The 12,835-nt window shown below is 40.5% G+C and carries 10 protein-coding genes; 4 read left to right on the top strand and 6 right to left on the bottom strand.

Going from position 1 to position 12,835, the window contains the following annotated elements:
• Positions 1-123: 123 nt before the first annotated feature.
• The 3 genes from ACMHKH_RS02495 to ACMHKH_RS02485 are packed head-to-tail and all read right to left on the bottom strand — an operon-like array spanning position 124 to position 4,361.
• The gene (locus ACMHKH_RS02495; RefSeq protein ID WP_413519101.1) at positions 124-816 is read right to left on the bottom strand and encodes a hypothetical protein; all 693 of its coding nucleotides are present in this window, start codon (positions 814-816) and stop codon (positions 124-126) included.
• A gap of 12 nt (positions 817-828) precedes the next feature.
• Positions 829-2,850, bottom strand: a complete 2,022-nt coding sequence (locus tag ACMHKH_RS02490; protein ID WP_413519100.1) for a hypothetical protein — start codon at positions 2,848-2,850, stop codon at positions 829-831.
• Between the two features lie 29 nt (positions 2,851-2,879).
• Complete coding sequence (locus ACMHKH_RS02485) at positions 2,880-4,361, bottom strand: hypothetical protein (protein ID WP_413519099.1); 1,482 nt, start codon at positions 4,359-4,361, stop codon at positions 2,880-2,882.
• A 743-nt stretch (positions 4,362-5,104) separates the two neighbouring features.
• Here ACMHKH_RS02485 and ACMHKH_RS02480 point away from each other — a divergent pair.
• From ACMHKH_RS02480 to cls, 4 genes are all read left to right on the top strand, one after another.
• Positions 5,105-5,605 carry a hypothetical protein gene (locus tag ACMHKH_RS02480; protein WP_413519098.1) on the top strand — a complete coding sequence of 167 codons (501 nt, stop codon included), beginning with the start codon at positions 5,105-5,107 and terminating at the stop codon, positions 5,603-5,605.
• A gap of 242 nt (positions 5,606-5,847) precedes the next feature.
• The gene (locus ACMHKH_RS02475; protein ID WP_413519097.1) at positions 5,848-6,420 is read left to right on the top strand and encodes a spore coat U domain-containing protein; all 573 of its coding nucleotides are present in this window, start codon (positions 5,848-5,850) and stop codon (positions 6,418-6,420) included.
• A 352-nt stretch (positions 6,421-6,772) separates the two neighbouring features.
• Positions 6,773-7,567, top strand: a complete 795-nt coding sequence (locus ACMHKH_RS02470) for a YdcF family protein (protein WP_413519173.1) — start codon at positions 6,773-6,775, stop codon at positions 7,565-7,567.
• An 81-nt stretch (positions 7,568-7,648) separates the two neighbouring features.
• Complete coding sequence (gene cls, locus ACMHKH_RS02465; RefSeq protein WP_413519096.1) at positions 7,649-9,088, top strand: cardiolipin synthase; 1,440 nt, start codon at positions 7,649-7,651, stop codon at positions 9,086-9,088.
• Positions 9,089-9,110: 22 nt separating this feature from the next.
• Here the strand turns inward: cls and ACMHKH_RS02460 are convergent, their stop codons facing one another.
• From ACMHKH_RS02460 to ACMHKH_RS02450, 3 genes are all read right to left on the bottom strand, one after another.
• A complete protein-coding gene (locus ACMHKH_RS02460; RefSeq protein ID WP_413519095.1) occupies positions 9,111-10,070 on the bottom strand; it encodes a putative RNA methyltransferase in 960 nt (319 codons plus the stop codon).
• A gap of 155 nt (positions 10,071-10,225) precedes the next feature.
• The gene (mraY, locus tag ACMHKH_RS02455) at positions 10,226-11,344 is read right to left on the bottom strand and encodes a phospho-N-acetylmuramoyl-pentapeptide-transferase (protein ID WP_413519094.1); all 1,119 of its coding nucleotides are present in this window, start codon (positions 11,342-11,344) and stop codon (positions 10,226-10,228) included.
• 3 nt (positions 11,345-11,347) lie between these two features.
• Entirely contained in the window at positions 11,348-12,790 is a 1,443-nt protein-coding gene (locus tag ACMHKH_RS02450; protein ID WP_413519093.1) for a UDP-N-acetylmuramoyl-tripeptide--D-alanyl-D-alanine ligase, read from the bottom strand.
• Positions 12,791-12,835: the final 45 nt, after the last annotated feature.

Genomic DNA, 12,835 nt, shown 5'->3' with positions numbered 1-12,835 from the left:
TTTAAATTCCGTAAAACACTAAAACACAAAAGAGCCCTATAGAGGGCTCTTTTATTTCTTTAAATGACTTAATCATCATTTGCAATTTTGATTAAATTTAAGATTTAACCTAAATTAATCTTTTTAAATATCATTCAGTACTTTTGGTTTATCTGATGAGCTTGTCGGCATTTTGAATTCAATACCAGCCTTTTTGAATAGTTTTGGATATTCCACCAAAGCCATAGTTGAATTTTTAGCAATACCAGTGATATCTCCAACCACACCTTTAGCCTCAACTAAAGACATTCCTGTATTGGTCAAGCTTTTTGGATTTGCTATTAAACTCGTACCTACTTGTTTAGCTCCTAGCGCCAATTCACGAGCTGTTAAACTTGCGATTGCAAAGTTTCTTGCAGAGTCCAACAAATGCTGCTTCTGCTCCACATTCAATGCTGACAGCTTAGCTACTGTTCCTTCTTCATCTTTTTGAGAGGCTTCTAAAACAGCATTAGATAACACTACAATTTGTTTTTGAATTGCTTCTTGTTCTTTCGGATCAGAAGTCGTTTTCAGACTTTTCTGTTTTGCTTTTAATTCATCTGAATCTTGTTTACTTGCGAGTAATGAAGCTAAAGCAGTACGACTCTGAGTAAACATTGCATTGGTTGCTTTAGCCTGCGTGAAGAAACCATTGATATCCATATTTGAAGAAGATACGCCAGTAACAGATTCAGATAATGACGATGCCATCTTACTCAGCGACCCAAAACCTGCATAGACGCTTGATGCTCCCATTGAAGCCGCTATTGCTAAAACAATTGCAATTTTTTTCATACCTTATTATCCCTATTGTGAAGAATCGGCTTTTTGCACGATTTGATTTAAAATTTTTGGCAAAGCCTCAAACATCTGAATGTTATACATTTCATGACGATGCTGATAATCTATACCCTTTAATGCGATTTCTTGTTGCAAACCATAAGCCCCTATTTTTTCAGACTTTTGGTTGAATATGCGTGCACCACTGGCCATAACCAATGTGGCGTCACAATTACTTTTGTCTGCATTACATTTAATACTGTCTTGTTTCACTTCAATCTTAAGTACTGGCTGTAAACATTTATCTGTTGGAATATAAAAGTTAGCTTTCATATCTTTTTTAAACCCAGCATTTTCAGTCATAGCAATGACTGAATCTTTCAGTAGAGTCTGTCCTTTAAAGCCAGAACCTGTCGCATAAAATGGTCGTTTCGACTGACTGGCAAAAGCGTGGTAAATCAAAGGACCAAAACCATAAAATGGCACTTCACCAACTTGCTCGGTATGTAAGCTTGGACATAAAACACGTGATTGCTTCGAGTCACCTACTGGAGCAGAACTATCAAGCAAAATCCTGTCTCCAGAACGCACGGGTAAACGATCACTGCTGTTGACAGGGAAATCTAATTGCGCTGTAACTTTCGCACCTTGACGTTCCAAAACAGTTGCTTCCCATGTTGGAATCAGAATATTACGTCCTGCTGCCTTATCTGAATGATAAACATGGACTTTCATTCCGGTACTTAAGCGTTCCCCCGCATCATCAATGGTAATGTTATGACCACTTGAACTCGAGACTTTTAAATCAGAACGAGTAAATTGAATCCCTTTTTGAAATTGTTGACCTAATTTCAAAAGTGCATTTTTCAATACAACTTCTTTACGTGCCTCTAGAGAAAATCCCATTCCTTCTGAAATCACGTCTTTAATATCATCTGTTGCATGTGCTGAGTAGATCACGCGACCAGAACGATCAATCATTTCAGCAAACACTTCACTATGGAGAACTTGTTGCTGAGTTATTTTCCCAATCTGCTGTTGATAAGCAATGACAGGAATGACATTAATCCGAATAAAAAATTCAGGTAACTCACGTTGGTTAATGTCTTCACTTTGTGCTAATGCAGTCTGTTCACTAACACTTTGTGCCATAGCACTATAACGTCGATTGACTGGAGTCAAAGTAAATGAGGCTTGCTCACCTACTGCATCAGAAAAGATTTGCTCAATTAAATCTTTTGATTCGCCTTGATAAGTCAGTACATCAACCACTAATGCTTTAGGCTTATTCATAGCCTGACGTGTATTGGTTGATACTTTACTAAAGCCCTTACTACGACCTTGCATCAATATTGGCACAGCCACAGCATAATCACTGTCCGCATGTACCACACGAATCAAATCGCCATCTATTGAACTCAGTTCATCTTGTGCTGCGATCCCTTGCTTAAAGCCTTTATCTAGAACCAAATAAGATTTCCACCGATCAATCACTTGGGTCTCAGTTTCAGAAATTTTAAGTTTTGATTTTAATTCTTCAGTTACTTGCTTAGTCAATGTCAACAAAGTACTTTGAAATTTCTGTTTAATTGCTGTTTTTGTTGTAGGTAAATCAATTTCAGTAGTAAGTACCTGAATCGGTTGCGACAACGTCGCACTGTCACTATAAATGACCTCGCCCGACAACACGTCAGTGAGTTTTAGACTTAAGGTGACTGGCAGAAAAATTTCTGCTGTCGAATCCTTCTTTACAATGTATTCACTCGCGCGTAAAACTTCTAGAGAGGCTATATAAGTACGATTTTTAGTTTTTTGCGAAATAGTATCGACAACTTGTTCACCGAAATTTTGTTTTAAACCTTGTACAAAAAGTTGCTCGGCTTGTTTACGAATGATTTCATTGTCAATCGCTTGACTGAAATCACACACAATAGAAGAACCATTCGCTTCATATTTGCTAGGATCGGTACGACAACCTTGCTCCAATCCAAAAATACCTTTCGATGGGTAGATTTGAATATTCGCATTTGCCCATGCTGAAACAAGCATCGGCATAGCCAAACATAAGACTTTGAATTTTATGTGCACTGTGTACCACCGATGCAGAGTGTGATCGTATTTCCAGCTAGTAATCGCTCGGCACTTGATAACGTTGGGCTTACTTTACGTAGCGCTTTAGCCAATTCTGCACTAATCGGTTTTTCACTCTTATAGGTCATGGTCATTTCAACCAATTTGCCGTCTTGGGTGCGAATATCGATATTTTCTGCGCCATCCATTTCATCTAAGGCAATATACAAATCATCCCCTAGACGTGAAGAAACATTACCAGAAACACTTTTCACAAAAATGGTAATTTCTTTACCGTACATAGAGCGATTTTTTGCATAACCTAAAATCTGTGGTCCAACTTGGCTAACTGCTAATTCACCTAGTTTCTTTGCTACATTGGTACGGCATGAATCTGTGGTCGCACCTGTCGATGACTCTGTACGAGTTTCCCCACCCATTAAAGTTGAATCATCTACTGAATAAATTTTAAAACTTACAGCACCATCGCAGACAAATTGACCCGTGGCACTGGAACGACCACGATCATAAATATAAGAGCTACCAGCCATAAACCAGTCCGCTTTTTCTTTACGCGCCGCGATTACTAGCTTATTAAGCTCTACATCACTCATTAGTTGTTGAATCGTCATACTACGACCATTTAAATACTGACTTCTGAAACGGTCAGAGTCGAGCAACCGCAAATCATAACGAGATGCAGAACTTGCAATTGAATTTAATGTTTGATTATTACGCTCAGCTTTAGTACTTGGTGTTTGATATTCCACATATTTCACAAAACTTTGAATATCCTTTTGACTTTCAGATTGGCTATAATTTGCCGACTCACTAGCATTGTAGCTACTTGAGGATGCTGATTTACCTGAATTATTATGGCTTGATGAGCGGGCAGCAACACCTACACCAGCCCCATAATAATTATCATAAGCATAACCTGAGGCGGCAGCCGAGCGTCCTTTTGATGAATAAGAATCCGACGCACTGGCTTTAGCACTTTCACTAGCTTTGTAACTTGCATCTTCATCATAGCTATAGCTACGATCTGAAAAATAAGAAGTGAATTCTTTAACTGGCTTAGAGTTGTCTTTTGGTACGCCGAAGTATTCATCCATCACAATCATAATCGGACTGGTTCGACTATTTTTCTTTGCCAATCCTAAATCATTAAGAATTGAACGAAATTCTTGGTCATCCATTTCCAGACTAACTTGAGTGACTAATTCATTGTTGCTGTTGGTACTACTGCCTCGGTTTAGCACATAGTTACTGTCAACTTGTTTTACAATGTCATTTAAGTATTGACTCGCTTCATTCATCGCCTGCGGACCATTAATACGCTTAATGAGAGCAATAACAGCATCAGTTTTTGCATTGTTGTATGCTTGATTACGTGTGCCATTCAGATCTTTTTTGATAATAGGTGTAGCACCTTCCCCATTCACTTTAATAATTTCAGCATTACTAACTTGAACAGTTAACAAACACAAAAGTGTCAATATAGCCTTTTTCATAACTCACTCTCTTAATTAAAATTTCTAGCTACCTTTATAATTTCTTTACTAGATTTTAAATTCAGGGCTTACTCGATAATCATCTCTGTCAGCAATTAAGGCCGCCTTCTTTAAAGTTTGCGTAAATCCTAAAATTAACCCATTAGACGTTAGATTTGTATCAATATAACTAGCCATTGCAAGCCTGTTGAGTTTACTGTAAGTTACTTTAAGAGCGTGACTATAACCGATTAGAAATATTCTAGCAATAAATATGTGTCTGTAAAATGAACTAAAGTTTAATTTAGAATAAGGCTTACAATTACAGTACTGCTTATAATGATCTTGGAAAGATATACGCAGAAGGTAGTGGTGTATTAGGTAAGTCCAAGGCTGAAAAGAGCTGTAGATAGATAATTAAATAAAGCCAACTGAAATAGTAGTTTAAGTCATAGATCCATCTGACAATATAACTGAACACAATAACAATAATGGCGGGTATATTGATTAACCCGTAGATGAGAATGATATTGCTAGCCTACTACTAGAGGACCTTTAGTACGATGCCCTCACAGGAGAACTACTATTCTTAGATAGTGACGGTTCTGATTGGGAGCTATTTCTAGGAAATATAGACGAATTTAATGAAAGCGCTGTTAACTGAAGAAAAAATGTTGTTGTAGTCGATATGAAACACGGATCAAATTAAAATTAGCAATCATTGTATAAGAGCAAAAGATATGAAAAAATTAGCTATAGTTTTGGGTATGGTATTTTTAGGACAAACAGCAAGCGCTAATGCCGCAACGGATTGGACACCCTACTTAAAACCAATGATGTCAGGATGTAATTTTCCTAACCCAACGGATAAGCTACCGGCACGTTACAAAACCTCTATAGCCAGCAAAAAATTTAGAGTTGATAAAACCAATGAAATTGATGGATATGGTGAACAAATCACTACCTACACTCTAAAAAATGCGACTGCTTTTGGAAAACCTTTGTTGAAGCTTGAGTATTTGGCAGGATACGAGTGGGGGCACTTAAAGCTCTATTTTAAAGATACTAAATTCACCGCACTACGTCCACAATTTAAACTGCCGAAAGTTGACAGTTACCCAGACGATCCTCTGCAAGTAATGAAAAATAATGCTAGTGGTTACGAAGTTGAGGAAATGGGTTATACAAATTTAATATTTGATAGGAAGGAAAAAAGTATTACTTGTTTTTCGGGTCTCTAAATACTATTTGACCCTAATGAATATGAGCAATCCACTTTATTCATTCAAATAAAAACACGCGTTATATGCAGAGACCCGGCACTGGTAGTAACGCTGCTCGCCGCTTGAACTTCACTATGACATTACCTAGCGGGGCTATTTGGAGTACTAGAGGCAATGGAACTGGTTCGGAATACAATTCTGGCTTACTTAGTGTTGGTGCAAACTCTACTGTAACAGGTAGTGAAGTTATTAGTTTTTCTATGGATGGTGGGAGCACTAACGCTAGACAAGGAGTCTATACCAATAACTTTGGCAATGGTAACCATACTGCTTTAACGTTTAGAGCCAACGAAAATTTATCCGGCCTAAACTGCGCAACGGGTGCACAAGGATTAGATAGGTTTCCATTTACAGTTCAAGCTGCTATTGAACCTAGCTGTGCAATCACTGCTACTTCCGACGTTAACTTAGGTCCTCGCTCAGCAAGTGAGACCAATATTACAGGAAGTAATAGTAGTGCAATTACAGTCAATTGTACTGATGGTGGCTCTTACTATATTGGTTTAAAACCTTTTAATAACTCCACAACTGTGGCAGGTGTGATGAGTGGAACTGGCGGTAATTTAGACAAAGTGCCATATCAGCTTCGTTCTACCGCTGGTATTAACGGAACTATATGGGGCAACACTGCTACCTCTACTACTGTAGGCAATGGCGTGGCGGATTTCGGTACTGGATCAAACAAAACACATGAGGTGTTTATCACGGTCCCTACTGCCGACTTCAAACCAGATAACTACTCTGATACCGTTACTATAAACGTGAATTATTAATTACCAAGTCTATCCTAAAATAAAAAGTGCACCTAATGATAGGTGCATTTTTTATTGCAAAATAACTCTTTCATAAGACTTGAATACCCACTAGCTGTTCGAGATCTGTTTCTTCTAAATAGTTTTTTCATAAAAATTCTTAGTATTTCCAAGATTAGAACCTTCAATAGAATGAATAAACCACTACAGAAGCGTGCAGTTTGTTTGTTAGTAACAACAATAAGACGTCATCTTAAAACGCGGTACGTTATCATGGCATCAATCAATCTCTTATCAGACGCGCTATAGCGTCCAAATCAATAGCATAATAGAAGACCCAGTGAATATATTGCCTTTAAATAATCGTATAACTATTCCCAAAAAACTTATCCTATTATCGCGAGTTGTATTAGTTACTATTGGCAGCGTTATCATCGTTGACTGTGCTATTTTAATAGCGGTTGGTAAGATAAATTTTGGCTCTGTCGTCCCTCTTTTATTAGGTATAGCCTTTGTTACGCATGGAATTTTTTGGCATAGCGTAATAATATTTATGCACCAACACCGTTGGTTAAGCTATATTTGGTATGCGTTATGGATCATTTTTTCTATTTGGCTGATCAGTTTTGGCATCTTTATTTACGTATTACAGCAGCAGATTAAACAAAGCGCTAACCCCATACCTGAAGTTGCTGCCATCATTGTTCTAGGGTCAGGTACGGTCGCAGGTAAGCCGACACCAACCCTTGCTAAACGCTTAGATACCGCTGCACCTCTTATTAATTCACAGAAAAATGCGCTGGCAATCACAAGTGGTGGCATGGGTTTTGGTCAAACACATAGCGAGGCCAATATTATGGCAAGCTATTTACATGATACGTATGACATTCCTCTTGAGCGTATTGTGCAAGAAGGTAAGAGCACGAGCACAGCAGAAAACCTGATTTATAGCCAAGAGCTATTGGCAGCAAAAGGCATTTCTCTCGCAGCGCCCATCGCTATTGTGACCAGCGACTTTCATATTATTCGCGCAGCAAGCATCGCTCGTCATCAAGGTTATTTGCAACCTATTATGCTCGCCAGCCTTACTCCACTATCGATTCGCTACAATGCATGGTTTCGCGAGTACTTTGCTTTTGTTAGTGGTTGGTTATTTAAAGAATATTGAAGCGATGACATATCTGTACTTTTTGTGATAGATGAAAGCGACTGATGATTTGGACATAAAATAATAATAAGGCAAGCCATTATGATAGTAGACATCTTATTGACCATACATTTTATTCTGCTAATAACGATCTCTTTACGAGTGTTATCTCGTCATGATTTGACCTCGCCTGCCAGATTGGCATGGATTGTCATCCTGTTTGTTTTACCTTATTTTGGGGTAGTGATTTACTGGATGTTTGGTGAAGTACATTTAGGTCGTGACTTTACGCAAAAACGCGACGATATTATCAAACAATTAAATACTCATAGCCCAAGCGTTCTTGGTAATGAAACAACATTAGTAAAAGCAGTCAAGCCTGCCTATCAGGCTTCCTTTGCTTACGCGGCAAAAGCCACTGGTTTTAATATCATGGAAGGTAATCAGGCAGAGTTAATGGCGGATGCGACTGAAACTCGTAAACGCATGATTGCCGATTTTGATGCCGCAACCGACCACATTCACGTGCTGTATTATATTTGGCTCGTCGATGGGATGGGTATTGATACCGCGCAAGCGCTTATTCGAGCTGCAAAGCGCGGTGTGACTTGTCGTGCGATGGTCGATGGCATGGGCTCACGCAAGATGGTCAGCTCAAAGATATGGCAAGAAATGAAGGATGCTGGTGTACAAGTTAGTATTGCCCTGCCGCTGAGTAACTTGATAAAAGTATTGCTGTTTAGCCGTATTGATCTGCGTAATCACCGCAAAATTACCGTTATTGATGGCAAAATTGGCTACTCGGGTAGTCGAAACTGCGCTGATCCTGAGTTTATGGTAAAGCCAAAATTTGCCCCGTGGGTCGATATTATGTTACGCGTCGAAGGACCTGTCGTTGCGCAAAATCAGATGTTATTTGCCAGTGATTGGTTGATTGAAAATCCCGATACGCCGCTTGATAGCTTCTATTATGACAGCACACCAAAACCAAACGGCTTCCCTGCGCAAGTTTTCTCAGACGGTCCTACCCAGCGTCATGGTACAACGCCACAGTTTTTGGGTGCCCTAGTTAGTCAAGCCCAAGACACGCTGATTATCTCCACGCCTTATTTTGTCCCAGATTATTCACTCGTCAGTATTTTATGCGCGACTGCCTATCGCGGCGTTGAGGTGACGATGATTTTTCCTAAGAAAAACGACTCCTTTATCGTCGCCGCGACCAGTCACAGTTATTATTGGCAATTGCTTGAAGCGGGCGTAAAAATCTATGAATATAAACCGGGACTTTTGCACGCCAAAACCCTAACTGTTGATGGCGAAATTGGTTTGATTGGCTCAACCAATTTAGATTTGCGTAGCTTTGATTTGAATTATGAGAATAATATTGTCTTTAGCGATAAAAAGCTGACAGCGGATATTATCGAGCGCCAATATCAATATATCGCTGACTCAGATGAAGTGACACGTGAAGAGGTGAAAAACTGGCCACTGTCTTATAGAATTTGGAATAATATCATTGCTACCATGGGTCCCGTTTTATAAGGTAACATAGCGATAAGCGATCTTATACAATCACTGTTTTTTGCATAACATAGACAATAAACTTAGCTTCAGTTGCAAATTTTTCGGTTACAACTGAAGCCAGTAGCGCCTGTTTTTTCTCACTACGTGCACGATATGCATAAGGCGTCATGGTCAGTAAGTCAGCTAAATCATCTGCTGATAACGTCAATTCAGTACTGACGTTATAGGTATTCAGCAGCGTAAAATAAGGGGCTAAATCTTGCAAAAATTTATCAGAATCATGCTCACGAACGTCATCAAATAAAGCCTCACGCACCGCTGATAAGTGCCCCGCATCTGGCTTAGCAATGATTAAATAACCTTTACTAGTTAATACATCATTAAATGCTGTTGGCAAAATAGGACTAAAAATACTACTAATCCCATTGATACTATGCTTGCGTAATGGCAAATGCGCGGCGCTAGTTACTAAGGGATAAATGACGGCTGTTTTAGAGCCTTCAGCTAACTTAGCATCAACAGTTACTTCTTTCTGATACCACAGACTATGTGTAGCCTTATTCGCTTTAGCAAGCTCTACCACAGCAGGTTTACTGATATCTGCTGCAATGATTGTATCCATACCCGTCTGAGCCATAGCTTGGGTGTAATAACCTTCGCCGCAACCGATATCTAGCCAATTGACTGGCTTGCTTTTTTGCTTAGATATTAACTCGTCTTTTACTAGCAATTCCGCCATTTTTTGGCAAATCAATGCCTGTAATGGTTGATAATGCCCTGCATTTAAAAAACGTTTTCTTGCCTCAATCGATGCTTGGCTATCACCCGGTGCTTTAGACTTCTTTTGTTGCACAGGTAGCAAATTAACATAACCCTGACGCGCGACATCAAACGGATGCGCGGTTTTCTTAGGGTTTAAGCTACCATCACAGCGCCAAGTATCAGCTGCTGGCTGTAGTGGTGATTGACAAAGGGGACAAATAAATAGCGACACAAGCATCTCAAATCATAGCAATATGGCTTCTATTTTAACAAAATTCAGCCATGGTAAGTAATAAAAGGTATGAGAAAAATTGATAGAGAATAAGCAATAAAAAAGCCATCTCAATAGATTTGAGATGGCTTTTTTATTGCTTATTTTATCTTGTTGGCAGCTTAACGCAGCTTTAACGTCATCAAGCCAAGGATTACCAAGATAATGGCGATAATCCAAAACCTTGCCACCACTTGGGTTTCTTTCCAACCGATTTCTTCAAAATGGTGATGCAGCGGTGCCATACGAAAGACACGTTTTTTGCGTAGCTTATACGAACCGACTTGTACTATCACCGACAGCGCTTCGGCAACGAACAGCCCGCCCATAATCGCAAAAGCTATTTCTTGACGGGTCATGACTGCAATCGTACCAAGCATTGCGCCCAGTGATAACGCACCAACATCACCCATAAATACTTGCGCTGGATGGGCATTGAACCATAAGAACCCTAGCCCTGCGCCAATCATGGCGCCACAGACGATAATCACTTCAGAGTTATAGGCGATATAAGGTACGTGCAAGTAATCAGCAAAGCGTACGTCACCAGAAACATATGCCATAGCGCCTAGGCCTGCCGCAACTAAAACTACCGGCAAAATCGCTAAGCCATCTAAGCCATCGGTCAAGTTGACAGCGTTGGAGGCACCATTAATCACAAAATAGGTAAAGATAATAAAGCCAATACCAAACGGTACCGCTGAAAATGGAATCATCCAATCTTTAAAGATGGGTATTAGTAAATCCTGCATTTCGCGAGTCGTAGTAATATCTGGCTGTAATGTCGCGATATAATATAAAGAGATACCGACGAATAATGCGCCCATCGACAGCCAAAAATATTTTTTGCGGGCAATTAAGCCTGTGGGGTTTTTATATTTAATTTTGAGCCAATCATCCGCCCAACCTACCGCACCAAAAATGACCATGACGATAAGTAAAATCCAAATATAAGGATTGTTTAAACGTGCCCACAATAAAGTCGAGACACCAATCGCGCTCAAAATAAGTACCCCACCCATGGTCGGGGTACCCGTTTTTGCTAAATGCGATTGCGGACCGTCATTGCGAATTGCTTGACCATATTTAAGAGCACGCAAGCGCCGAATGACCCGCCCACCAAAAATCATGCTAAAAGCAAGGGCGGTAATAACTGCTAGCAACGCACGTAGCGTCAATGATGAAACCGCATAAAACGGGGTATAATACTGACCTAGCCAACTAAATAACCAAACTAACACCGCCTACTCCTCGACTAGCGCATTAATAAGTGTTTCCATCTGCATGGAACGCGAGCCTTTAAACAACACCGTACAGGGCTGAGCCTGTTGCGCTTGCAAGTAAGACTGTAAATACTGTAATAAACTATCTTTATCAGCGAAAGCATGAGCGCTGATGTCCGCAATTTCTTGCGCACCTGCCACCGTATAAGGCGCATATTCACCGACACAAAGCAGAACATCGATACCTGCGGTTGCAATGGTACGACCCAAGCTTTGATGCTCACTAATTGCCGCCTCACCGAGTTCAGCAATATCACCAAGCACCATTACTTGCGTGCCAGTTTGCGCTGCTAGTACTTTTGCAGCAGCACGCACCGAATGTGGGTTGGCATTATAAGTGTCATCAATCAAGCGATGCATACCAAGCAACTGACTGTTCAGCCGTCCTTTGGCAGGACGCGCATTCTCAAGTCCAATTACAATATCATCGACGTCGATATTCAAGGCATGAGCACAAGCCGCCGCCGCCAAGGCATTATTGACGTTATGCTCCCCTGCTAGTGGCAGGTTAATATCATGGACTTGATTGCCAATATGCAGCTTAAACTCACTGCGCTCAGGCTCGACATCTAAGTGACTTGCACTGACATCGGTGTTACCAAAACCGATGACATGTGAGGTATGCTTTTCAGCAATACGGCGGAGCTGGTTTGTAAAATCGTCCTTATCTGGGACAATCGCGTATTGCATGTCACTCAAGGTATGATAAATCTCTGCTTTGGTTTGGCAAATCCCTTCACGGCTACCAAACTCACCCAGATGGGCAGTACCGATGTTCAGAATACAAGCCACATCGGGACGAACAATCTCTGTGGTGTAGGCAATTTCACCGATGTGATTGGCTCCCAACTCTAAAATAGCATAGCGATGGTGATCCGATAGCTCAAGAAGCATCATCGGTACACCCAAGTCATTATTGAGATTGCCACGGGTAATCAATGTCGGTGCTAATCTACCAAAGATACTACCGAGCATCTCTTTACAAGTAGTCTTACCGCTGGAGCCAGTGATGGCTATCACGGTCAAGTTTTGATGCTGCTGACGGCGATAAGACGCCAATTGCCCTAAGGCTAAACGGGTATCACTGACAACCAGCTGTGCAATTGAATGTGTAGTAGCAACAGGCTTTGAGACAATAGCAGCAACCGCTCCTTGTGAGGCAGCTAGCTCGATATAATCGTGACCATTGAAATTATCGCCCGTTAACGCCAAAAATATATCGCCCGCTTTTATCGTGCGGGTATCGGTGGCAATACGAGTGCTCGTTACATTGCTTTCTGAGGCTGCTTGCCCGTCATTTAGCTGCCAATGTCCATCCACTGACGCAGTTGCTGCCAGCAGATTGTCTGCTTGCCAAACATACAGCCCTTGCGACTGAATGCTATTCTCGTTGTCGGCTGTCATAGTAATTACCTTATATGATGACTACTTAATATAAAATTAGTTATT

The organism is Psychrobacter glacincola (genome assembly GCF_965118485.1).
GTDB lineage: Bacteria > Pseudomonadota > Gammaproteobacteria > Pseudomonadales > Moraxellaceae > Psychrobacter > Psychrobacter glacincola_D.
The sequence above is the reverse complement of the archived record's forward strand: the minus strand, read 5'-3'. Positions and strand labels throughout refer to the sequence as shown.

Bases quoted from the DNA above. Each gene is read 5' to 3' on its own strand.
- ACMHKH_RS02450 (WP_413519093.1), bottom strand. From the start codon at position 12,790: ATGACAGCCGACAACGAGAATAGCATTCAGTCGCAAGGGCTGTATGTT.
- ACMHKH_RS02460 (WP_413519095.1), bottom strand. From the start codon at position 10,070: ATGCTTGTGTCGCTATTTATTTGTCCCCTTTGTCAATCACCACTACAG.
- ACMHKH_RS02480 (WP_413519098.1), top strand. From the start codon at position 5,105: ATGAAAAAATTAGCTATAGTTTTGGGTATGGTATTTTTAGGACAAACA.
- ACMHKH_RS02475 (WP_413519097.1), top strand. From the start codon at position 5,848: ATGGATGGTGGGAGCACTAACGCTAGACAAGGAGTCTATACCAATAAC.
- ACMHKH_RS02495 (WP_413519101.1), bottom strand. From the start codon at position 816: ATGAAAAAAATTGCAATTGTTTTAGCAATAGCGGCTTCAATGGGAGCA.
- cls (WP_413519096.1), top strand. From the start codon at position 7,649: ATGATAGTAGACATCTTATTGACCATACATTTTATTCTGCTAATAACG.
- ACMHKH_RS02490 (WP_413519100.1), bottom strand. From the start codon at position 2,850: ATGCTTGTTTCAGCATGGGCAAATGCGAATATTCAAATCTACCCATCG.